The sequence below is a fragment of the Paenibacillus sp. FSL W8-0194 genome (assembly GCF_037969745.1).
GTDB lineage: Bacteria > Bacillota > Bacilli > Paenibacillales > Paenibacillaceae > Paenibacillus_AQ > Paenibacillus_AQ cookii.
Map to the genome: position 1 here is coordinate 375092 of NZ_CP150205.1, position 24145 is coordinate 399236.

A 24145-nucleotide genomic window follows, 5' to 3' on the forward strand; every position below is an offset into this window, starting at 1 on the left:
CATGTGGAGAGATATATGGTTTTTGGCGACCCGAACGCTGCTCATGACGTTTCGCAAACGCAGCACGCTCATCCTGTACTTCGGTTTGCCGATCGCCGGCATCGTGGCTACCTTTTTGCTGTACGGTTCGGTCGGAACGACGGAGCTGAGGGTAGGGGTCGTCAACGAGGACAGCGGTCAACGGATCGCGGAGGACACGGTCGGATTCGTTAAAAATCTGGATCATGTCAGCATCGTTCATGTCGGCCGGAACGAATTAAAAGAGCTGCTGGCCGCAAACAAACTCGACAGCGGCTTGATCATCGATTCCGGCTTTTCGGAAAGCGTGCTCAGCGGCAGTCCCGATCATATCGCGATCGAATCGGTCAAAGGCGCCCAGGTCACGGGATATATGAAATCGATGCTGCGCGGGTATATCGACAACGTCGCGGCGATGGGCAAAATCGCTGGCGGAGACGGAACAAAATTTCAGCAGATCTACGATCAATACCGTTCTTCGGCATTCAAGCTCACGTCCGAATCCGTAAACGATATGTCCCTGGCCAAACAGATGTCGTACCAATCGATCGGTTTCCTGCTGTTGTTCATGTTGAATTCGGCCGCCAGCCTGGCGGAGTTGATGCTAAAACACCGGGAGAACCGGACCTATTACCGGATTTTGTCCTCCCCGATCAACGCGAAGACGTACGTGCTCGCCAACATTGCGGTGAATGCGGTCGTCATGCTCGCACAGATCGTGATTGCCCTCTTTTTCATGAAGGTCGTGTTTCATATGGATCCCGGCATTTCCGTCTTCGAAATGTTCGCCCTTCTGGCCATTTTCGCGGTCGTATCGATCAGCCTGTCGCTTGTGATCATCGCCTTCTCGAAAAGCTCGGGCATGGCCGGCGCGCTGCAAAACCTCATTATCGTGCCGACATGCCTGCTGTCCGGTTGCTTCTTTCCGCTCAGCATCATGCCGGAAACGCTTCGCCGGGTGTCCGACTTTTTGCCGCAAAGCTGGGTTCTGCAGTCCATCGAAAAACTTCAGGAAGGGGCAACGTTTGGTTCCATTGGGTTCCATCTGTCGATTTTGCTTGCCTTTGCGGTGGTGTTTTTCCTGATTGCGACCTATAAGTTCGGACGGAACAACGATACGAGAAATTTCGTTTAGAGGCCGGTTCATTCCGAAAGCAGTTGAATATATGTTATTCCAAATGGTGAAGGGGATGTCCCGCGTTGGCGGGCATCCCCTTTGCTGCTTGCAGTATGCTTATTTTTGTGTCCGCTGCAAAGCCCGAAGCATCGCGCAGCCGTAAGCCGGGAGCTTCATGCTGAGCACGCCGCCGTGGGCGGATACCGTTTCACCCGTGCGGATATCCTCCCAGCATTCCTCCGGCACCGGCACGTTGATGGTTTTCGCTTTGGCCGAATTATTCATGAAAATCACGATGCTGTCGTTTTCGTCCTCCCGGGTATAAACCAGGTTCGTGCTTCCCGCTTTCGCCGACAGGAACCGGAGCGAGCCGGTGCGCAGCGCACTGTACTTTTTGCGCAGGCCGATCAGCTCCCGGTAGAAGGAGAACAGATCCCGGTCCTGCTTGGTTTCATCCCACTCCATGCATTTGCGGCAGCCCGGATCATGTCCTCCGGTCAAGCCGACCTCATCCCCGTAATAAATGCAAGGGGCCCCGGTATAAGTGAATTGAAATTGGACGGCGAGTTTCATTTGCTCCTTGTTGCCGTTGCATTTGGTCAGCAGCCGGGCTGTATCATGGCTGTCCAGCAAATTGAAGGCAACCTCGTTCACCTGGCGCGGGTAGCGCACATACTGGCTGGCAAGGGCGTTCGCGAAACTTCGGGCGTCCCGGGTCCGGTCGACGAAGAAGTCCAGCACCGCATTCGTGAACGGATAATTCATGACGGCGTCGAACTGGTCGCCCATCAGCCAAGGGGAGGACTCATGCCAAATTTCGCCGAGAATGTAGGCGTCGGGTTTGATGCTTTTGACGACCTTGCGGAATTCGCGCCAAAACTCGTGATCGACCTCGTTTGCGACGTCCAGGCGCCAGCCGTCGATGTCGGCCTCTTGGATCCAATAGGCGGCGGCCTTCAGCAAATATTCCTTTACCTCGGGATTGGCGGTGTTCAGCTTCGGCATTAGCGGCTCGAAGGCAAACGTATCGTATGTCGGAATGCCGTCTTCGACGGCGATCGGGTATTTGCGGATGTAGAACCAGTCTTTGTAGCGCGATTTTTCCCCGTTTTTTTGCAGGTCCACGAAAGGCGCAAACGTCCGTCCGGAATGGTTGAACACCGCGTCGAGGACGACCCGGATGCCGCGCTCGTGACAGATGGCGACGAGCTTTTTCAGCGTTTCGAGATCCCCGAACTGCGGGTCGATCTGCATGTAGTCCTCGGTGTCGTATTTATGGTTGGTCGTCGCTTTGAAAATCGGCGTAAAATAGATGGCGTTGATGCCGAGTTCGGACAAATGGTCGATATGGTCGATGACGCCTTGAAGATCCCCGCCGAAAAAGTTGTCCGGCTTAGGCGTTCCGCCCCATGGAAGCGTGCCTTCCGGATCGTTGGACGGATCGCCGTTCGCGAACCGCTCGGGAAAAATTTGATAAAATACCGCGTCCTTCACCCAGTCCGGCGTTTCGAACACGTCGGCCGGATTGATGAACGGATATTCGAACAGGCGGTCCGGATTTTCGGGCTCCTGCTTAACGAAGTCGTATTCGGTCATCCAATATTTCTCCGCGCCTTTTTCGAGCAAAAATCCGTATTTCAAACGGCGATATTCGGGAACGATTTCGCATTCCCAATAATCGAACAGCTCGTCGGACGCCAGTTTGTTCATCGGAACGTAGGTCTTGGACCGGTCCCAGATGTATTTGTCCCCGGCCATCGCGGATACGGCCGTAACGTCGCTTCGTTTGGTGCGAATGCGCAGATGGATCGTGCGCCCGTCGTAGGCGTAACACCAGTTCAGTTTGGGACGGTGATAGACAGCTTCAAGCAGCATGGAAATTCCTCCTTAAGGCTCAAATATGATTTTTGTGCGTAAGAAAGCGATAGAGGCGAAGGGGACGGAATCGATCTGAAGAAGCGGCAGCGATCGGAAGAACGATCCGTAACCGAAGCAGCTACTATCGCAAAAAGTAAATACAAATCATGTTTGAGCTACCCGCCACATCAAAAAAGGTACAACCTGGACGGATAGCGTTGTCCGAGGTTGTACCTTGATTTCAGGGTAGCATAGCCTTTAAATTGATAATGAATGATACGTAAAATATACCATGGTTTCATGGACGACACAACCGGGTTTCTGCAGGGGCCGGGTGAGGAAGGATGGGCAATCATCATGGGCATTCATTTGTTATATATCGAAGACGACGCGGAAATCGGAACATGGGTAAACGAAGATTTGAAGGGGAGGGGGTATGAGGTGACCTGGCTGCAAAACGGGGAGCGGGCCGTCGATCATGCCGCAGGCTGCCGTCTCGTCATTCTTGACGTGATGCTCCCGGGGCTTGACGGCTTTACGGTCGGGCAGCGGCTGAAGAAAGCCTACCCGGATCTGCCGATCCTCATGCTGTCGGCCAGAACCTCCATCGACGACAAGCTCGAAGGGCTGCAGTTCGCCGACGATTATGTGACCAAGCCGTTCCACCCGGATGAGCTCGCCGCCCGGATCGAGGTGCTGCTGCGCCGCTCCGGCTCGTATTCGTCGGAGGCGCTTGCGCTGGGGCATCTCCTCGTGTACGAACGTGAAAACCGGATCATGAACAAGGATACGGGCGAGGAGATCGTGTTGACGGGCAAGCAGTTCCAAATTTTCATGTATCTGCTCCGCCATCTCGGGCAAATTTTGACCAAAGAGCAAATTTACGAGGGGGTTTGGGGAGATCCGTACCTGGACGGGGACAAAACGCTGATGGTGCACATCCGGTATTTGCGGGAAAAGCTGGAGCGCGATCCGGCGAACCCGGAGATCATTGAAACGATCCGCGGCGTCGGCTACAGGGTGAAGGCATGAGGGAAAAAAAGCTGCCGAAGCCCAGGTTTCGCGGGTCTTTGCTTTCCAGGTACCTGCTCCTTATCCTGATTGCTCTGCTGTTCATTCCGGTCTTGTTCCCTGCGTCGCTGATCGGTTACCAGGTCGTGCAGAACATGGCGATCGGGAACGCGTTGCCGGATGCGGGGATACAGCCGGAGGAGCGATACCAGACGATCCACCTCGAAAAGATGTGGCATAACGAAGCCAAACGGCTGAAGGGAAGCACCCCGGAGGAAATCGACCGCAGACTGCGGGAGCTTAGCGAGGAATATGCGAAGGTGGACATGTTCTGGGTGGACGCGGATTCGCATGTGCGGCAGCCCGCCGGCGGCCGATTGCATTTGCCCGAAACTTGGGATGCGGCCGACGCGATTTCCTACATGAAACGTTACCGGGGAGCGACGCAGCAGTTTTCCGTGATCGCATTTATCGGGGACGACGAAAAGCTGAACCGGGGATTTATGGTCATGCAGGTATCCAAAGCGGCGATAGGGCCAAGGGATGGCGGCCTGTCCGCCCGCGAATCGATGGTATTTTTCGGCATCATCCTGCTGATGTTCGTGCTTTTTATCATCGTTTCCTGGATGTTTTTCATGAACATGCGCCGCAGGCTGCTCCGCCTTCAATCCGCCATGACGGTCCAGGACGGAAGCGGGTTGCCTGACCCGATCGCGGTTCGGAAAAGCGATGAAATCGGGCAGCTGGAGGCGGCGTTTAACGGGATGGTGGACCGGCTCGACCGGAGCCTGAAACGGGAGCGCGAGGAGGAAGAGCTGCGCAAACGGCTGATCGCCAACCTGTCGCATGATTTAAGGACGCCGCTGACGGTCGTCCGCAGCCACGTGTATTCCCTGCAAAAGGAGCAGCTCTCCGAGCGCGGCCAGGAGCTGTTGAAATTGACGGAGACCAAGCTGGGCGATCTTGCGGGCCTCATCGACAACCTGCTGTCCTACAATTTGCTGACGAGCGGAAAATACACGCTTCACCCGGAACGCATCGACGTGCTCCGCATCGTCCGGGAGAGCGCCGCGGCCTGGTATCCGCTGTGGGAAAAAGAAGGTTTCGAGGCGGATATCGACCTGCCGGAGGGTCCCGTTTATTGGATGCTCGACGCGCAGTGGTTCCGGAGAATTCTGGATAACTTATTCCAAAACGTCGTCAGGCATGCCCGGAGCGGACAGTATATCGGCATCCGGACGGCGACGGATGCCGCCGGCGGCCTGGCGATCGTCATTGCAGATAAAGGCAAGGGAATGCAGGCCTCCTCGGGAGACAAGGGGGCGGGCATTGGCCTCGCGATCGTCGGTTTCCTGACGAGGGAAATGGGGCTCGGCATGGAGATTCGCAGCGACGAAGGCGGCACGAGTGTCATGATCTCTCCGGCCACAGGCGATGAGCCCGGATTGAAGTTGAGGTAGAAAGACGGTTCAGTTACAACCAACCTGATGCGAAAGTCACGGTGCTGCATCGAGCATCGTGACTTTGTTGTTTTGAGCTAAATAGTTAACTGTTGACAAAAATCAATTACAAGTGTAATTTTAAATCATCTGTATCGATTACAATTGTAGTCATAGGGGGATGATTGTTCAATGAAAGAAAAAATTCCGCGCATTTCGGAATCTGAATGGGAGGTCATGAAGGTATTTTGGAATCATTCACCTGCTTCGGCGAATGAAGTCATTGAATTGCTGGACTCCAAAACAGATTGGAAGCCAACGACAATTAAAACGCTTATAAATCGTTTGGTGAAGAAAGGAGCACTCGGATTCCATCAAAAGGGGAAAACCTATTCCTATTTCCCGCTGATCAGCGAAGAAGAATGCTTGAAGGCCGAAAGCAGTTCGTTTTTGAACAGATTGTACGGCGGAGCCTTGAAAGTGATGATCGTCAATTTTCTCAAAGATGAGAAGTTGACAGAAGCAGAGATTGATGAACTGAAGGAAATTCTCGACCAGAGGAAAAAAGAATCATGAACTATGTGAATTTCCTCCTGAATGATGTGGTTTCTTCTTTCCTCCGATGGATCGCAACTACATCTTTCATGGCTACCGTTATGGCTATTCTCATTCTTTTTATACGGCAGCTTCTGAAAAATCATCTTCCTGTCAAATGGCAATATTTAATGTGGTTTCTGCTGATGATTCGTATGGTGATTCCTTGGGCGCCGGAAAGCCATTTTAGCCTGTATAATGCGTTTACTTTCCACGCAGAGCAGCATCCTGAGGCGTTGTTCATCGATATGAAGCAAAAAAGCGTAGTGCCGGCAACGAATGTCGGTGACGAAGTCCCGTCTTCCGATTCGTCTAAGTTTTCTTCGATCGTACAAGATGATATGGATAAATCTCCGGCAACGGTTCTTCCTTGGAAGAAGATTGCTTTAATCTTAGGATGGCTTATTGGGGCAATAACACTCATTTGTTATCTGGTCAGAGTCAATCGCAAGTTTAGCCGCGAGATGAAGAAGTACGCCTCTATCGTATCGGACCCGGTCTTGGTCGGTGTTCTGGAGCAGTGCAAATCTGAACTGACTGTAAGGCGGAAGGTGCCTCTCATTATGAAAAATGGAGTTGATGGTCCCGCGCTTTATGGTGTGATCCACCCGAAAATATTACTTCCCGCAGGGATCGAAGACCTTCATCCCAATGAATTAAGGTTCATCTTTCTTCATGAGCTGGTGCATTACAAAAGGAAAGATATATTAGCGAACTGGCTCATGACTTGTCTGCTTGTGATACAGTGGTTCAATCCTATTCTGTGGTATGCATATCGAAAAATGAGAGAAGATCAAGAGCTTTCATGCGACGCGGCAACGATTTCCCGGCTGAGTGAAAATGAAATTAAGGAATATGGTTACACCATCATCAAGCTCCTGAAAAAAAGCTCCTCGAAGGCCGCACGATTGTTGACATCGACTAACTTTTCGACGGGTAAATCCCAACTTATGAGGAGGATTACGATGATTACTTATTTCAAAAAAGAGTCATCCAAATGGTCCGCGGCTGGTCTAGCTTTACTGGTTCTATTAGTCGCAGTGTCCTTAACTAATGCCAAGAATGCCCGGGCAGATGACTTCTCTTCCGCATTGGCTACGGAACTGGATGTTATGGAAAAAAACAATGCCCCTCTATTGGCCAAACTAGATTCAAAACTGAGAATTCAAGTGAAGAAGACAATCCGTCAAGTGATGAGGGATTTGGGACAAGCGCTTCCCCTGGAAAGTATAGAAGCTGTGCCTAATGAACACCAGTGGTTGCTCAAATTTACTGGTGATGGAACGGGTTTTGCAAACCTATGGGTTGATGATCAAACGGGTGAAATGGAGGTAGTGAAGTTCGGCCTGGATTTGTCCCCAGACCAGGTTGATCCAAGTTTGGTCGATCAGGCCAATCAGAGTCTGAAGGAAGCAGGATTCAACGGCAATTCAAAATTCAAAATTCATCGTAATATCGAATTGGATCCGACCCTGAATTTCCCTTATGAGGTTCAAACCAAATTCGAAGATGGCGAATCTGAAGTGTTGTTTTCCAATGGTCACTTGACCCGTTTGTTCATTCCATTAAGTCCTGACGAGGTAACTGAAAATCAGAACCAATTTGCCAAGCAAGCTCTCTCGGTTATACGTAAAGGTGCAGGTGATCAATTAATTAAGGCTCATCATTTGATTTCGGGTAAAAAGAAGTATCTTATCCTAGAATATATGGACGGTAGTCATGTGTATTTCGATTCAGAAACAAATGAAATTTCCCAAATCGGGGTTCCCAGATTGAGCAATCATATGCCTTCATCCATGAAGCCGGAACAGTTAAGCCAGACGGCAGCCCCTATAGCCTCCAAACTCTTTAATGTCGATTTGAATGAATATAGCTTAACGTTTAATAAGAAAGCCCCAGGAACAGGAACGTTTAGTAAACCGGGTGAACTCTATATCAATTTCTCTTATAACAATTTAGGAAATATTTATTTAATTACTAGAACGAACGTGAATTTTTCGAAATCATAATCTGCAACATCAATCCTTAGAAGACAAGGGAATATGGGGACGACGCCATTGCCAGCTCCTTGCTTTAAAGATGTTTGTTTTGAAGAAAGCCCAGGCGGCCTCAAGTTTAAAGAAATTTTAAACTTGAGGCCGCCCGTCTTTTAACCTGCGGGAGCTAATATAGTTCCCGAGGTGATTCATAGTGAGAGAACTCGTGATCGAGACGAAAGATTTGAATAAGAAATATCGCGGGCGTTATGCCGTCAGAAATTTGAACCTGGAAATCGGAAGAGGGGAAATTTACGGATTCCTGGGCCCGAACGGCGCGGGCAAAACGACGACGATCCGGATGCTGCTCGGACTCATCCGCCCGACGATGGGCTCCATCCACGTTTTCGGCAAGGATTTAAGAAAGGAAAAGCTGAACATCCTCCGCAAGGTCGGCTCGCTGGTGGAATATCCGTCCAACTACGGGCATCTGACGGCGGTGCAAAACCTGGAGGCGGTGCGCCGGATATTGGATGTGCCGAAATCGCGGATCGACGAGGTGCTGAGCATCGTATCGTTGACCAAGGACGCCAAACGCCCGGTGAAGGGGTATTCGCTCGGGATGAAACAGCGGCTGGGCATCGCGACGGCCCTTCTTGGCAATCCCGAGCTGCTGATTCTGGACGAACCGACCAACGGGCTGGATCCCGAAGGCATCCATGAAATCCGCGAGCTGATCCGCAGCATGCCGCAGCAGCACGGCATCACGGTTCTGGTCTCCAGCCACCTGTTGTCCGAGGTGGAGCAGATGGCCGGTACCGTAGGCATCATTCGCGAAGGAGAGATGGTCTTCCAAGATACGATCAGCAATTTGCAGCAGCAGGCGTCGGGAGGATTCCGGCTGGTCGTTTCCGAACCGGCTGAAGCGCTTCAGCTGATCCGGGGACAAGGTTATGCCGGGCGTTTGGAGGACGGAGGTCTCCGGCTGGATCAGTTAAGCGATCCGGAAGTGGCGCTGCTCGTCAAGCGGCTGGTGGACCATAACCATGCCATATACCGCGTGGAAGAGAAGCGGCGCACGCTCGAGGATATATTCATGCAGGTGATCGAGCAAGGGGGGCTTTCCTGATGATCGGCAAAGCGTTGTCGTCCGATTTTCTGAAAATTCGCAGAAAAGGCATCTGGCTTCTCGTTTTCCTCGGCTCCGTCGGGCTGTTAGCCATGCAGGCTTTGAATTTTGGACTGCGTTACGATTACTTGATCGACCGATATAAAGCGGATTTGTGGAAGGGGCTGATCGGGGAGATTTTCTCCTTCGTTCCGATCGCCCTTTACTTGGGGGCTACGCTGATCTCCTCGCAGATCGCCAACGTGGAGCATCAGAACAATTCGTGGAAGCAGCTGCTCGCTTTGCCGATTTCCAGAGCCTCCGTGTTTACCGCCAAGGTTTTGCTCGGCTTGATCGCGATGGGAGTCGCCTGCCTTATTTTATCCGCCGGCACCGTCGTGTTAGGCATTCTGCTGAAATTCGGGACCGACGATATCCCGTATTTGACGATCCTGAAGCTCAGCTTCCTGCCTTACCTGGGGGCGCTGCCGATGCTGGCGCTGCAGCTGTGGTTATCCTTAACGCTCAAAAACCAGGCCTTGCCCATCACGCTCGGCATCACGGCGGCCATCGCTTCGATGTTTGCCGCAAACTATCCGGAATTCCTACCGCTTTCTTGGCCGTTCCTGTCCTTTATCAGCGAAGCTAAACCGGCGCTTCCCGTTGGTGCGGGCATTATCCTTGCCTTTGTCGTCTACATGGTCGGCATGGGCCACTTTCGCGGAAAGGACGTGAACTGACATGGGAGGTTATTTTAAAATTTTGGCGTCGGAGCGGCTGAAAATGTCGCGGTCGTTTATCGTGCTGTTGTTGCTGCTGAGTCCGGCGATCTCCGTTCTGGTCGGGCTGATGTCCGACATCGAAGGGACGGACCGTCCTTGGCTGGTTCTGCTCGGGGTGATGGGCATGATCCATGCCCTGCTGTTTCTGCCGATTTTGTCCGGGATCTTCGCCGCTTTCATTTGCCGGTACGAGCACCATGGCGGCGGCTGGAAGCAGCTGCTGGTGCTGCCGGTCACGCGGACGGGCGTATATTTCGCCAAATATACGATCGTCGCTGCCATGCTGGCCTTCATCCAGCTGTTGTTTTTGGGAGCGTTGCTTCTTGTCGGAACGGTCAAAGGCATCGACGCCCCCGTCGACTGGGGGATCATCGGGCGCTGCCTGCTTGGCGGATGGGTCGCCTGCCTGCCGCTGGCGGCGCTGCAGCTCGCCGTTTCGCTGATGTGGAGCAGCTTTGCGGCTCCGCTGGCGCTGAACGTCGTATTTACCATCCCGAACATGCTCGTCGTGAACTCGGCCCAATTTGGTCCCTATTATCCTTGGGCACAGCCGTTTATTGCCACGGTTCCTGGTCAAGCGATGGAAGGAGGGGGCTTCGGGGCGATGAACCTGCCGTTCGAAAACCTGATGGTGACGGTACTCGGAAGCTTCGTGGTATTCCTGATTTTCGGCTGGACCTATTTCAAAATGAAGGAAGTATAGCAATAACGCCCTCTCCAAGTGGCGGTGAACCGCCAGGGAGCGGCCTTCCCATACCAAGCGTCTTCGCAGCGGCGAGGGCGCTTTTTGGTCTGCGCGGCATCAAAAAGGCGCCATTTCCGCATGAACACCGTACCGACGTTGCGGAGAGATTTCGGCATTCCTAAGGTTAGCTATTCACAAAGTAAATATAACATGATATATTATTATATAACGTTTACATATTGTAGAAATTGGCGCTATCTATCCAAACCGGATAGATATTTTCTTGTGGAGGGAACTTAACATGTCGCATGAAACATCCTCAAAACCGATGTACGAGCAAATATTCGAAGCGCTGCGCGAGCAGATCATATCCCGGAAATACGCGCCCGGCGAACGGATTCCTTCGGAGAAGGAATTGGGCGAGGCTTACAACGTCAGCCGGATTACGAGCAAAAAGGCGCTGGAGATGCTGACCCAGCATGGATACATCGTCAGGCAGCCAGGCCGGGGTTCGTTCGTTTCCGAGCATTTCGGTTCGGAAGGGACGCAGGCCGCCGCCGCGCAAGGAGCTGCAAAACCGCGCCGCAGCCTAGGCCAGCCGTTGATCGGGCTCGTCATGACGGACTTCGGGGACAGCTACGGGACAGGGCTCATATACGGCATGGAGGAAGCCTCCCGGCAGCACGACGGCTATTTGGTTCTGAGAAGATCGCTTGGCGTGATCGCCAGTGAGGAAGAGGCGATCCGCGGCCTGCTGGAGCTGGGCGTCGACGGGCTCATCATTTTCCCTGCGCAGGGGGAGTATTTTAATGCCGAAATCTTAAAGCTGGTCATCGGCCAATATCCTTTCGTGCTGCTGGATCGCCATCTGAAGGGCGTTTCGGCAAGTTCGATCAGCACGGACAACGCGGCAGCCGCCAAGCGCATGATCGAGTATCTTTTCGAGCTGGGGCATACCCGCATTTCGCTTTTGACGACCCCGCCGCAGGATACGACGGCCATCGAAGAGCGGATCGAAGGGTTTATCCAGGCCCATGCGGAAAACGGCATCGTCGCCGACCGCAGCCTGTGGATGGAGCAGATTACGGCCACGCTTCCGGCCGCATTCGTCCCCGAAAATAAAGAGAAGGAAAAGGAAAACATCAAAAAACATCTGCGGGAGCATCCCGAAATTACGGCGCTTTTTGCCATGGAGTACAACATTGCCCAGCTGGCTTACGAAGCCGCCCGCGAGTCGGGCCTTCGGGTTCCGGAGGACGTATCGATCGTCTGTTTTGACAGCCCGGATTACGCGGGAGAACCGCTGTTTACCCATATGCGCCAAAAGCAGGAAGAGATGGGCAGGCTGGCCTTCGAAAACGTGCTGAAGCTCAGAAACGGGGAAAGCGTGCCGAATAAAATGCTGCTTGATGCCGAATTGATCCTCGGCTCATCGACGGGACCGGTCCGCAAGGAGAAGTCTCCGGCGTAGGCGTATCGAAGCGGAATGCCATTCTTAGCGAATGGCGTTTTTTTTTGCGGATGTATGCTTATGACCTAATATTATATTGGTATATAAAAATGTTATAAAAAACATATTGACATGTTAATTGGCTGAATTTATAATGTGTCTATGCAAGCGCTCACAAGGTTGATATACAGTTGTTATTTGAAGTTTGGAAGCAATGGTATGACATCATAAACCAATCCGTACATAAAGGGGAATGAGCATGAAGACTTTGGGAAAAGAACCTGTTTCGCTCGGGCCGCTTACCGAAAGGATGTCCGCCCGGTTGGCCGGCAAACCGCGGCTTTTGGATATTTTCCGGAACGCCATCCGCAATACGTGGGGGACGACGTTCAAGAAAATGGCGGACGGGACCACGTTTGTCATCACCGGGGATATTCCCGCGATGTGGCTGCGCGATTCGGCGGCCCAGGTCAGACCGTTCTTGGCGCTGGCGGAAGAGGACGCAGAAACGGCGGATCTGATCGAAGGATTGGTGATTCGGCAGCTGAGGGGGATTTTGCACGATCCATATGCAAACGCTTTCAATGCGGAGGCGAACGGGCATGGACATCAAAACGACGACACGGACATGACGCCTTGGATTTGGGAACGGAAATACGAGATCGACTCGCTTTGTTATCCGCTGCAGCTGAGTTACCTGCTGTGGAAAAATACCGGAAGAACTTCGCATTTCGGCAAGGAATTCGTCATGGCCGCGGGCGCGATTTTGGATCTGTGGACCACGGAGCAGCGGCATGAGACGCATTCGGCCTACCGGTTCCAAAGGAAGGACTGCCCTCCAACCGACACGCTGGTCCGGGAAGGGAAGGGGGCGGAGACCGCTTATACCGGCATGACCTGGTCCGGATTCCGTCCGAGCGACGATGCCTGCGAATACGGGTATCTGATTCCATCCAACATGTTTGCGGTCGTGGTGCTCGGCTATCTGCAGGACATTGCCCGCGAAGTGCTTCATGATGAAAAGTTGTGCAGCCGGGCGGGCAAGCTCGCGGCGGAGATCGACCGCGGGATTCAAACATACGGCATTGTGCAGCATCCCGAATTCGGCCCCATCTACGCTTACGAGACGGACGGCCTCGGGAACCACAACCTGATGGACGACGCCAACGTGCCAAGCCTGCTGTCCATTCCTTACCTCGGATACCGGGGAGCGGACGACGAGATCTACCGGAATACGCGCCGGTTCATTTTAAGCGAACATAACCCTTACTACTACCGGGGGAGCGCGGCCGAGGGGATCGGCAGCCCGCATACGCCGCAAGGATATGTCTGGCATATCGCCTTGGCAATGCAGGGATTGACCGAGGAAAACCCGGAGGAAAAGGGGCGGCTGCTGCAGCTCATGAGCGAAACGGATGCCGGAACCGGACTGATGCATGAAAGCTTTAATGCCGATGATCCAAAGGCGTATACCAGGCCTTGGTTTTCCTGGGCGAACATGATGTTTTGCGAGCTGCTGATGGATTATTGCGGGATTCGGGTACGGCGGTGAAGGGCGATGGCGATGCAAAAACGCACGGGGTTGAACCATCGGACCGGCAGGAGATCGGGCTGCCGAACGGCCGGGCCGAGAACCATTTTGTCTTAACAATCGCATAAAGGAGGTATGTGAAACATGAGGGTCAACAATAGGAAACTTCGCGGCTGGACCAAGGGCTACCTGTTTATTTTGCCTTCGATCATCGGCTTCAGCGTGTTTGTCGCTTATCCGCTGCTCTCGTCCATGTATTACGCCTTAACGGAGTGGAGCGGTTACGATACGCCGCAATTTGTCGGCTTCGACAACTTCAAGTACATGTTCACGGAGGATCCGGCTTTTTGGCCTTCGGTCCGCGCGACGCTTTATTTCGTGCTTTTGAGCGTGCCCTCGTCGCTGATTTTGGGATTGCTGCTGGCGATGCTGCTCAACAAAAGCCTGCCCGGGATCAAATGGTTCCGCACGATCTATTATTTGCCCACGGTGGTGCCGTCCATCGCTTCGTTAACGTTGTGGTTGTTCATCTACCAGCCGCAATACGGCTTGGCCAATTCCCTGCTGCGCCTGCTGGGGCTGCCCGAAGGGACGTGGCTCACGAGCGAAAAAACGGCGCTGCCCTCGCTTGTGCTGATCGGGTTATGGCAGGTCGGATCAGGCGTCATCATCTTTCTGAGCGGCCTGCAGTCGGTTCCGCAGGAGCTGTACGAGGCGGCGGAGGTCGATGGTGCCGTCCGGTGGCGCACGGCGCTGCATATTACCGTCCCTATGATCACCCCGATTTTGTTCCTGCAGCTGATCCTCGGCATCATCGGCGCGTTTCAGGCCTTTAATCAGGTCCAAGTGCTGACGGGCGGCGGACCGAATTTTTCGACCTCGCTCCTCAATTTCAAAATTTACAATGACGCCTTCGGCGGCCGAATGTTCGGTTATGCGATCGCGGAGGTATGGGTCCTCTTCGTGATCATTATGATTTTTACGGCTTTGACCTACCGGTATTCCAACCGGTTCGTTTATTACGAAAGCGACAACGCGAGATAAGGAGGTAAGTTCGCCATGGCGATGCATACGGAAGCGCGGTTCCGGCGAAGACGGAAGTTCAGCTTGCTGGATACGCTGCGGTTTATCATCCTGGCGGTCGGCGCCGTCGCAATGCTGTTTCCCCTGCTGTGGATGGTGACCATTGCGCTCAAAGGCAACAATGACGTGTTCAAAATCCCTCCGGAATGGTTTCCGCGGGAGCTTCACTGGTCCAACTTCGTGACCGGAACGAAAGAAATCAACTTTTGGCAAACCTTCGGCAACTCGATGTTTATCGCGGTGATGTGCACGATCGGGCAGATCGTCAGCTCGGTGCTGGTCGGTTACGGGCTTGCCAGGCTGAATTTTCCGGGCCGCAAGCTGTGGTTTTCGCTGTTTGTCGGCAGCCTGATGCTTCCCGGATTCGTCGGCATGATCCCTCTTTTCAACCTGTATACCGAGCTGGGATGGTACGACACCTGGCTCCCGATCATCGTGCCCGCCTTTTTCGGCAATGCCACGTTTTCCTTTCTGTACGTCCAGTATTTGCGGACGATTTCCGTATCGTTTGACGAAGCGGCCAAAATCGACGGCGCCTCCGACCTGTACATTTTGACCAAGGTGCTGGTGCCGATGACGATGCCGGTCATCATGACGATGGTGATTTTCTCCTTCCAGGGGGCCTGGAACCAATACCTTGAGCCTCTGATTTACATCATCGATCCGAGCAAATGGACGTTGGCTCTGGCGATGGCTTCCTATAAAGGCACCTATGCGACCGCCTGGAACCTGTTCATGGCCGCGGACCTGATTTACATCCTTCCGATGCTGCTCATTTTCTTCTTCGGGCAGAAATATTTCATGCAGGGGCTCGGCTCCCTTAATTCCGCATCGCTGAAATAACCGGGTGGACCGGATCGGAGGTGGTGCGTGCCGGCTTGATGCGATGCTCAAGACATATCGGACTTTAGGCGTCATTTTATCCAATTCGTTTAGGGAGGTCTTTTTATGAAAAAGGGTGCCAGAAAATGGACCGCTGGAATGATCGCGCTTATGCTGTGTTCGAGCCTGCTCGCCGCTTGCGGGGGCAAGTCGGACACGGCCGATTCGCCGGGAACGGGGGACGGGACGGACAGCAAGGGAAAACAGGTCGAAGTCACGATGATCACCTGGGAATCGGCCGAGATGAACGATAAAATCATGGCCGCCATGAAAAGCTTCGAACAGGAAAATCCCGACATCAAAGTCAAGCTGATCCCTACCCCGCTCGATAACTACGGCGTCAAAATCAACGGCATGCTGACCGCGAAAAAAGCACCCGACATTTTTATGACGGGCAACGACATGCTGCTGGACAATGCCTCGAAGGGACTTCTGTACGACTGGACGCCGATGGCGGAGCAGGACAAAGAGTTTATGAACGGGTTTTATAAAGGCGTGGTCGACAGCTGGCACTTTGACGGCAAGTTGGTCGGTCTTCCGGGCCTCTTGAATACGTACGGCATTTTTTACAACAAAAAAGCGTTCAAGGATGCGGGCCTGACGGAACCGAAAATCGGCTGGACGTACGACGAATTTTTCGCGGATATGGAGAAGCTCTCGAGCAAGGAAGGCGGCGTGGATCAGTTCGGCTATTACGCTCCACTCGATCCGTTTTACGTCTCTTTGTATTCGGTATCCGCAGGCGGGGCACCGTTTGCCGATGCCATCATCAGCCCGTCGAAGGTGGGAATCAGCGACAAATTCGTCGAAGGCGTCGAAAAATACAAAAACGCGATCGCAAGCGGACATATGAACCCGCCGACTTTTGATCTGACGAACGTCATGAGCTCCTTCAAACAGGGGAAAGTGCCGATGACGCTGCAGGGGCAATGGGTGGCCGACGACCTGATCCGGACCGCGCCGAAAGATTTGGAATGGGGCTTCGTGCCGATGCCCGTCGTGAACAGCCAGACCGAAATTTACGATGCCGTAGGCTGGTGCAGCCCGACAACGATCGAACATCCCGAGGCCGTCTGGAAAGTGCTTAAATATCTGGATTCCAAAATGTACGAGAAAGTGCTGCCGAAAACGCCGGTCGCGCCGGCTGCTTACCAGGCATCCTCTTCCGCTTACTTTGACGCTTTGAAAACGGCAGGGCATCCGGAAGTCGGGGAAGGCATCGACCATATTTTGAAATCCCCGAGCACGCAGCCGGTCCGTTTCCTGGCGACCTGGACGGGGAAAGCGAATCCTTTTATCGAAGCCTCCTGGAAAAACGTCCTGATGGGCAAAGCGCCGACCACCGAGCTGAACACGATGGCGGACAAAATCAACAAAGTGATTTCCGAAGCAAAGTAAGCGCCTGGCGTTAAAGCATGAAGCCGATCCGGTTCCAACCCTGGGCGGAGGTCGGCTTCAAGCTTTCGCAAATATCCGCAACATAACCAGGGAGGGAATTGGGATGTCATGGAACAAATACCGCGCATGCAAGCTTTTTGCCGCTCCGCTCGCGGCGGTGCTCGCGTTCGGGGCGTTGTCCGAAACAGGAGGGTCGGCGGCCTACGCCTTTCAGGCAATCGACGGCGACGCGGCCATCAAGGCGTTTAACGCCGCGTTCTGGGATCCGTCCGCCAACATGTTTTGGGGTAACACGAATCGCAAAGACCATCAAGGCTTTTGGGTCGAAGCCGAGCTGTGGGAAATGGTGATGGACGCGTACCAGCATACCTCCGACCCCGGCCTGAAAGCCCAGCTCCGGGCCCAGATCGACGATATCTTCGACGGAACCGTGGCCAAATACGGCTCGGATTGGACGAACAATCCGTTTAACGACGATATCATGTGGTGGGTCATGGGAAGCGCCCGCGCGTATCAAATTACCGGAGAAGTCCGATATTTGGAGGCCGCAAAACGCCATTTCGCTTTTGTCTACGACACGCAGTGGGACGACGATTTTGCCGGCGGCGGCATCTGGTGGCTGAACAGCGAGCATAATACCAAAAACGCCTGCATCAACTTCCCGGCCGCCGAGGCGGCGGAATATTTGTACGACATTACGAAAGACCGGTATTACCTGGATGCGGCGACCCGCATCTTCCGCTGGGGCAAAACGATGTTGACGGACGGGAGCGGCAAAGTGTTCGACCGGATCGAAACGGAAAAAGGCGCGATCCCGGACGCCACGCATTACAATCAGGGCACTTACATCGGGGCTGCCGTCGGCCTGTACCGGATAACGGGGGATACGACATACCTCGACGATGCGGTCAAAGCGGGCGGTTTTACCCAAAACCATCTGGTGGATGCAAATGGTTTGCTGAACTACGAAGGCCCGAACGGCGATTTGAAGGGCGGCAAAACAATTTTGATGCGGAATTTGGCTCATCTCCAAAAGGCGCTGGACGAAAGAAGCGAAAGCAAATACAAGGAATTCAGCGCCGGGTTTGACGCCTGGGCGGCTTTCAACACGGAAATGGCATGGAGCCACCGGAATCCGGACAATATCGTCGACGGCAACTGGGCCGGCCAGCTGTTGTCCGGTACGTACGAATCCTGGTCGTCGGCCGCGGCCGTCGAAGCGCTGAACGTGATCAAACCGATGGATGCAGAGCTCCGCTACGCCGTTAAGGATCCTTACAATAAAATCGAAGCCGAGCGCTATAACATCGGCAAAGGATTCGTTTTGGAAGGGGCGCTCGAAGGCGGCCTGCAGCTTGGAGGCATCCAGCCTGGACACTACGCGGCCTACAAAAACGTCGATTTCGGATCGGCCGGCGCCAAAGGTTTTATTGCGAGAGCGGCCAGCGCCACGGGCGGGGGCAACATCGAAATTCGGCTCGACGCGTTGGACGGCCCGAAAGTCGGGACGCTGCACGTCGAAGGAACCGGCGGATGGAACAACTACATCGATGCCGTCACACTGCTGAAGGACGATCAAGGAAATCCAAGCACGATTACGGGAAAACATGACGTCTATCTCGTCTTTGCCAAGACAAACGATCCGTATCTGTTTAACCTGAACTGGTTTAAGTTCACCGCGGGCGATCCGACCAAAACCGACGCCTATGCGAAGCTGAAGGCAGGAGATTTCGAAAGCAGCGAGGGGCTGGGCAAAAATGCGGAGGGCGGTTATCTCGACGGCATCCGCAATAACGCCTTTGCCTCCTATAAGGGCATCGATTTCGGATCTGGCGCGTCCGGCATCAGCGTGCATGTATCCAGCGGCAGCCAGGGCGGCACGATCGAAGTCAAGCTGGATTCGCTGAACGGACCGACGGTAGGCACGGTGGACATTCCGGCGCTTGGAGGCTGGGACAAGTGGGTCGACATCATGGCCAACATCGATGACAAAGCGGCCGCAGGCGTGCATGACGTCTATCTCGTTTTCCATGGGGCGGGCGGCGGCGACTATCCTTGCAATCTGGACTGGTTCACGTTTACGACCATGAAAGGCAAAGCAAGGGATGCTTACGCTAAGCTCGAGGCCGAGGACAACAACGGCGGTGTTGGCTTTGGCACCGAATCGGGCGCCGGGCAAACGTATTTGGCGGGCATTAACGCCGCCAACAACCCGTATGTCATGTACAACTTTGTGGATTTCGGAAGTATAAGTCCTTCCAAATTCCATGTCCAAGCGGCCAGCGCGACCGGCGGCGGTACGATCGAGGTCCGATTGGACAGCATGAACGGCCCGGTCATCGCCGAAAACAAGATTGCGGGAACCGGCGGCTGGCAAAACTTCAAGGTGTTTTCGACCGACGTCACAACTCCTGTCACCGGAAAACATATCGTGTTCCTGTTATTTAAAGGAACCGACTATTTGTTCAACGTGGATAAGTTCACGTTCGGAGATCCGGCCGTATTCACGGCGCCGACGCCGCCGGTCGAACCTCCCAAAGACAATGTTCCTCCCGGAGACGTGGAGAATGTCCGGATGACGCGGGCAAACGGCCAGCTTACTTTGACGTGGGACGGTCCTTACGATATTGACGGCCAAAAGGTGCGAATCACCTTGTTTTCGGACGGGCGGCAGATCGGCGATCGGATTGAAGTTAAACGGGGCGTACAAACGGCGGCGATTCCGGGGATCGAACCGGGGAAGGAATACAGCATTCAGTTTCAATCCGTAGACCTGTCAGGCAACGTGTCCAAGGGGATTACGGTGGAAAGCAAAGAGCAGCCCGTCTATTCGCTCACCGTGGGCAGCCATGCGCTGATGGACGGCGACTCCTTTACCGATGATGCGGTCCTGACCCTTCAGGCGGGAGACGGTCTGCCGGCAGGCGGTTCCGTTACGCTTGGCTTTGACGGCAAAACGTATACGGTCGATTACCATACCCAAAACATCTCCATCGGATTGGCCGGTAAACTGGGCGATCGGACGGCGAAGGTAACGGTGAATGATGGCTCCGCGAATCCCGTTTCGAAAACGTTCCGGTTCCAAGTGACGACCGATCCGGGTTCTGTCCAAAATCTGATCAGCCGCTTCGCGGCGGCAGGCGACCTCGACGGCCCCCTTGTTCCTCAATTGACCAACGCCCTCAAGCAGGCGCAGCATCAACGAGATAACGGCAAAGCAGATCAGGCGATCAAACATCTGCAGGATTTCGTCAAGCATCTAAACAACGATGCGCTGGGAGGCCATGTCAAAGACAGCGTCAAAGCAGCGCTCAACGCGGATGCGGAGTTTCTGATTCGCGCTTGGCGGGCAGGGGCGGAATAGCCGCCATCGTTCAAAGAACATCCAGCCCCAAACCAACCGCTGCCATTTATAGCCGGTTTGGTTTATGCACTCCGCTCGTTTGAGCGGGGTGTTTTTGTGTTACGATGGGTAATAAAAGTTCCCCCTTGACCCTCCTCTAAGGTCAGACCTTAGACTTCACTGCAGAAGGGAGTGAAGCATTATGCTTCTTACAGTCAAAGAAGTGTCGGAGCTGTCCAAGGTGACGGTCAAGACGCTGCACCATTACCATAAAATCGGCCTGCTTGAGCCGGCTGAAATCACGGAAGCGGGATATCGGTTATATGGCGCAAAAGAGCTGGAACGGCTGCAGGCCATTCTGTTTTACCGCGAGCTTGATTTTTCGCTGGAGCAAATCGGGCAGCTGCTGGACCGGGAACCGAATCGAGCGGCGATGCTGGCGGAGCAGGAAGAGCTTTTGGAACAGCGCAGGCTCAGGCTGGAGAGGATCATGGACACGCTGCGGAAAACAAAAGCGGGCCTGGAGCGCGGAAAACCGCTGCCGCAGGAGGAATTGTTTATCGGCTTCGAAAGCGAGGATGAGTGGCGGGAAGCGTTGCGGGAACAAAGTGAATACCTCAAGGAGCAATACGGCGTAGAGCTTGAAGCGGAGCGGATCGATGTGCCGGAGATGAACGAGCAGGCTGCGGAGGCGGCGGCTTTTATGAAAAGTATGTCCGCTTTTCTGGCCGGAGGGGTCAAACATAACGACCCAAGGGTTCATCAATCGATCCGGGAACATTTGGCGTTCCTGAACAGTCACGGACATCGGGTTGCAGCCAAAAATTTTGCGGCACAAACGGCGTTTTTCCTGCAGGATGAGTTTCACCTCCGGATGCTGGAGGACCAGCAGACCGGGCTGGCTTATTATCTGAACGCGGCTGCGGCGGCGTACGCCGAAGCTGAACCCGATGCGTAACGCTATTCCGATTCATCCCGTTAAATTTTCATGAGATGAAACATTCCGTGAGGCGCGAGGATCATCCTGGATTCCATTTGCAGATACCAAAATCAAAGCACCCGACCAAGGGTGCTTTTTTATAATGGTTTTACGGATTTTGGCCTGGCGCCGAAATCCCGGTTACGGCCGTAACCGCATCCGGTCCAGTAGCAACCCGTCGGAATCCGGGTTTTCGCCTTCGACCCAGTCGCGCATGTAATAGCAGAGATATTTGCCGTAACGGCTGTCCGTCTGCAGTAGCAGCTCGTCGATGAAATAGACGCCCTCCGGAATCTTGTCCAACAGCAGCGTGCCAAGGGCTCCATAAATACCGCAGGCGACCTGAAAATAGGTGGCGTTGGTACGGTATTCCGGATATACGTCCGAACTGGCCATGATTTTCTAAGAATAAATCATATTATACGTAAGTTTATGGACTCCGTTTGAATATTGTTTCATGTCAACTAATTCCAAGTTCAAACGTGGCTTAGCACTACCAAACAAGGGGATGCCCGCTCCGATTATGACTGGATTTACTTTTAATACTAATTGGTCAATGAGTTTTTGCTCAATAAATGAACCTGCCAACTCTCCACCCCCAGAGAGCCACAACTTACCTGTCTCATTCATTTTGAGGTCCTTGATAAAGTCTACTGCGTTACCTTTGACAAGTTCGACTTTATCGTTGGATTCAAACTGCAAAGTGTTCGAGAAAACGTAATGTTTTAGCTCCTTAAAATAACCAGGTTCACCGGGTTTAGCACCGAATTGAAATCCGTACTCGTATGTTTTCCCCCCCATTAATACTGCATTGTATTGCTGGACATCGGTAATAAAGTCAGTAACGTGCTCCCCTTCATACAAAAAGATTGAGCTGTCAGCATTTCCATCTAAATCGGCGATGAAATTATCAAGTGTAGTTGCAATATGGTAGACTAACTTTGCCATACCGAGATCCCTCCATAAAATACAGACTACTCATTCATTCAAATTAGTTGTTCGAATTTCCTTTCATGACTGTTCTTAAGTCATCACCGAACTCCATTTATCGACTTTTTTGCTGAGAACGTCTTGAAGCTCATTTTCATCCTCGCTCAGCTTGTAAAATAACGCCAAGGCGACCAAGATCACGTCCACGCATTCTTCCTTCACGTCAGAGAGATCCAGCTTTTTATACTCGCTGCCGCTTGCCTGCCTGTAAGAAAGCATCGCTTGCGAAGTTTCCCCGACCTCTTCGGTCAGTTTTAAAACCATCTGCTCCAGCGTTTTCTTTTCCTTTTCGCTTAACTTCTTGATTTTTTGCAGTAATTGTTCCACGGTTCGTCTCCTCTTGAACGTATCGTTACATCTAAGATTGTACCATGTTTCATCGAATCGTTAACGCAATGCATTCGGCACCGGAACCGCAATCAGCCTCCCGTTATCTTGGGCCTGAATGATCAATGTGCTGCCGCTGCGCAGGGTCGGCCCGTAATTGCGTGATCCGGTGTTCACGGTAAAGGCGGGGGCGGTTGTCTGCAGGTTGTATCCATAAAACACGCCGTCGCTTTGCCCGATATACACGCCGTTGCCGTAGATTTCGGTCCGTACGACCGGGTTGTCGGCCCCCCATCGGACTTCCTGGCCGTCTACGAGCTTCATGCCTCCAATGGAATACCCATTGTAGGTCCAGAAATAAATCCTGCCGGCATGCACCGATCCGGTTAAATCGATGGGGTAGGATGGTTTATTCCACTTTTTCACCGGTTTGCCGTTTTTCTCGTAGTGCGCAAAATCGTATCGATGGATGGCATCTTCCGTCACAAGATACAGGTCATTGCCGCTGAGCAGCATGCTGCCTGCGACTCCCGCAGAACGGGAGCTGTTCGTACGGTTCCATGAGTAGACCCGTTCGCCGACCTTTTCGCCGGTTTTGGCATTCAGTACGGATAGGGTGACATGAGGAGATTCGTTCGCATCCGCTTCATCAAACAAAGAAGGTTCCCTTTGGGAATATACCAGCCCGTCCCGGACAGCCAGTGGCTCTGCCTGGAACGCTTCCTTCCATAAGGTTTTGCCCGTTTTTTTATCGATGGCTTTAAGCTGCGAATAGGAATACGCTCCGGAAATGCTATTGGACATAAAAATGATGCCTTCCGCTTCCAGGGACAGCTTGCCTGCGGTGTCTGCCTGATCCTCGACCGCCTTCCAGCGCGGTTTGCCTGTCGCCGCATCCAAAGCGATGAGGGTTTGCTTTTTCGTGACGTACACGGTATCGCCGATTACCACCGGCTCGTCCGCATCCGATAAACCTGCAGCCGTTTTCCACAACTCTTTGCCCGTTTTGACATGGAGAGCATATACATGTCCGTCTTCCCCGACGCCGTAGGCCGCTCCTTTTAAGTATTGCACCGACGGCTTCAGGTTGCTGCCGTAGGTAAAGGCCTTTTTGCCCGTGGACAGATTCAGCGCGATCAGCTTTTTCCAGGAAAAAGCAAGCACCGTTCCGTCATCGGTGACGGCGGCCTTGGAGCCGGGATCGACCGCTGCGGTCCACAGCGGCTTTTGCACGGGAGCCTTAATCTTCTGACCGCCCGAAAAACCGATCGAGACGGCCGGAGCATCGGCATGGATTGCCGCCGGCAGGGAGACCGTGCCGCAAAGCAAAGTTGCCGTTAGGGCAGTTACATGGATAAGCTTGGTTTGTTTCTTCATGATCATTGCGCCTCGTTTCCGCCATTATTTTTCGAATTTTGATAGGGTCATGGATGCCAAAATTTAACCGATCCTTAAATTAAACGCAATTTCCAATATAAGGTTGCTGATCGACCAGGCAAAAAAAGGTTAATATGGACGAAAGGTTTTCTTTTCATTCCTGAAAGCGGCGGACGGGACGATCCATTTTTTTGTTGC

General features: G+C 53.2%; 20 protein-coding genes. 15 read left to right on the plus strand and 5 right to left on the minus strand.

The window, feature by feature from the left end:
* Position 1 precedes the first annotated feature (1 nt).
* Entirely contained in the window at positions 2–1153 is a 1152-nt protein-coding gene (locus tag MKY58_RS01510) for an ABC transporter permease (RefSeq protein ID WP_339323163.1), read from the plus strand.
* A 99-nt stretch (positions 1154–1252) separates the two neighbouring features.
* Here MKY58_RS01510 and MKY58_RS01515 read toward each other — a convergent pair whose 3' ends face one another.
* Positions 1253–3010, minus strand: a complete 1758-nt coding sequence (locus tag MKY58_RS01515; RefSeq protein WP_339323164.1) for an alpha-glycosidase — start codon at positions 3008–3010, stop codon at positions 1253–1255.
* Positions 3011–3349: 339 nt separating this feature from the next.
* Between MKY58_RS01515 and MKY58_RS01520 the strand changes: the two genes are divergently transcribed.
* The 14 genes from MKY58_RS01520 (at position 3350) to MKY58_RS01585 (ending at position 21232) form a co-directional block, all read left to right on the plus strand.
* On the plus strand, positions 3350–4024 hold the full coding sequence (locus MKY58_RS01520; protein ID WP_036714246.1) for a response regulator transcription factor: 675 nt from the start codon (positions 3350–3352) through the stop codon (positions 4022–4024).
* Positions 4021–5463 carry a HAMP domain-containing sensor histidine kinase gene (locus MKY58_RS01525; RefSeq protein ID WP_339323165.1) on the plus strand — a complete coding sequence of 481 codons (1443 nt, stop codon included), beginning with the start codon at positions 4021–4023 and terminating at the stop codon, positions 5461–5463. The genes MKY58_RS01520 and MKY58_RS01525 overlap by 4 nt, the downstream gene beginning before the upstream one ends.
* A 171-nt stretch (positions 5464–5634) precedes the next feature.
* Positions 5635–6018 (plus strand): BlaI/MecI/CopY family transcriptional regulator, encoded by a 384-nt coding sequence (locus tag MKY58_RS01530; protein WP_339323166.1) that lies wholly within the window; start codon positions 5635–5637, stop codon positions 6016–6018.
* The gene (locus MKY58_RS01535; protein ID WP_339323167.1) at positions 6015–8045 is read left to right on the plus strand and encodes a M56 family metallopeptidase; all 2031 of its coding nucleotides are present in this window, start codon (positions 6015–6017) and stop codon (positions 8043–8045) included. The genes MKY58_RS01530 and MKY58_RS01535 overlap by 4 nt, the downstream gene beginning before the upstream one ends.
* 181 nt (positions 8046–8226) lie before the next feature.
* Entirely contained in the window at positions 8227–9141 is a 915-nt protein-coding gene (locus MKY58_RS01540; RefSeq protein ID WP_339323168.1) for an ABC transporter ATP-binding protein, read from the plus strand.
* A complete protein-coding gene (locus MKY58_RS01545) occupies positions 9141–9860 on the plus strand; it encodes an ABC transporter permease (protein WP_339323169.1) in 720 nt (239 codons plus the stop codon). The genes MKY58_RS01540 and MKY58_RS01545 overlap by 1 nt, the downstream gene beginning before the upstream one ends.
* A gap of 1 nt (position 9861) precedes the next feature.
* Positions 9862–10605, plus strand: a complete 744-nt coding sequence (locus MKY58_RS01550) for an ABC transporter permease (protein ID WP_339323170.1) — start codon at positions 9862–9864, stop codon at positions 10603–10605.
* A 283-nt stretch (positions 10606–10888) separates the two neighbouring features.
* On the plus strand, positions 10889–12058 hold the full coding sequence (locus MKY58_RS01555; protein WP_339323171.1) for a GntR family transcriptional regulator: 1170 nt from the start codon (positions 10889–10891) through the stop codon (positions 12056–12058).
* Between the two features lie 289 nt (positions 12059–12347).
* On the plus strand, positions 12348–13589 hold the full coding sequence (locus tag MKY58_RS01560; protein ID WP_339325014.1) for a glycoside hydrolase family 125 protein: 1242 nt from the start codon (positions 12348–12350) through the stop codon (positions 13587–13589).
* A 123-nt stretch (positions 13590–13712) separates the two neighbouring features.
* Positions 13713–14612, plus strand: coding sequence for a sugar ABC transporter permease (locus tag MKY58_RS01565; RefSeq protein WP_212948733.1), 900 nt, complete (start codon positions 13713–13715; stop codon positions 14610–14612).
* A 15-nt stretch (positions 14613–14627) separates the two neighbouring features.
* Entirely contained in the window at positions 14628–15494 is an 867-nt protein-coding gene (locus MKY58_RS01570) for a carbohydrate ABC transporter permease (RefSeq protein ID WP_212948735.1), read from the plus strand.
* Between the two features lie 105 nt (positions 15495–15599).
* A complete protein-coding gene (locus MKY58_RS01575; RefSeq protein ID WP_339323172.1) occupies positions 15600–16931 on the plus strand; it encodes a sugar ABC transporter substrate-binding protein in 1332 nt (443 codons plus the stop codon).
* 103 nt (positions 16932–17034) lie between these two features.
* Positions 17035–20295, plus strand: coding sequence for a carbohydrate-binding protein (locus MKY58_RS01580; protein ID WP_339323173.1), 3261 nt, complete (start codon positions 17035–17037; stop codon positions 20293–20295).
* Positions 20296–20476: 181 nt separating this feature from the next.
* On the plus strand, positions 20477–21232 hold the full coding sequence (locus MKY58_RS01585) for a MerR family transcriptional regulator (protein ID WP_339323174.1): 756 nt from the start codon (positions 20477–20479) through the stop codon (positions 21230–21232).
* 162 nt (positions 21233–21394) lie between these two features.
* Here MKY58_RS01585 and MKY58_RS01590 read toward each other — a convergent pair whose 3' ends face one another.
* The 4 genes from MKY58_RS01590 to MKY58_RS01605 form a co-directional block, all read right to left on the minus strand.
* Positions 21395–21649: a hypothetical protein gene (locus tag MKY58_RS01590; protein WP_339323175.1), complete on the minus strand. Its 255-nt coding sequence runs from the start codon at positions 21647–21649 to the stop codon at positions 21395–21397.
* A gap of 6 nt (positions 21650–21655) precedes the next feature.
* The gene (locus MKY58_RS01595) at positions 21656–22201 is read right to left on the minus strand and encodes a dihydrofolate reductase family protein (protein ID WP_339323176.1); all 546 of its coding nucleotides are present in this window, start codon (positions 22199–22201) and stop codon (positions 21656–21658) included.
* Between the two features lie 75 nt (positions 22202–22276).
* Positions 22277–22570 carry a MazG-like family protein gene (locus tag MKY58_RS01600; RefSeq protein ID WP_339323177.1) on the minus strand — a complete coding sequence of 98 codons (294 nt, stop codon included), beginning with the start codon at positions 22568–22570 and terminating at the stop codon, positions 22277–22279.
* Between the two features lie 60 nt (positions 22571–22630).
* Positions 22631–23947 (minus strand): PQQ-binding-like beta-propeller repeat protein, encoded by a 1317-nt coding sequence (locus MKY58_RS01605; protein ID WP_339323178.1) that lies wholly within the window; start codon positions 23945–23947, stop codon positions 22631–22633.
* Positions 23948–24145 lie beyond the last annotated feature (198 nt).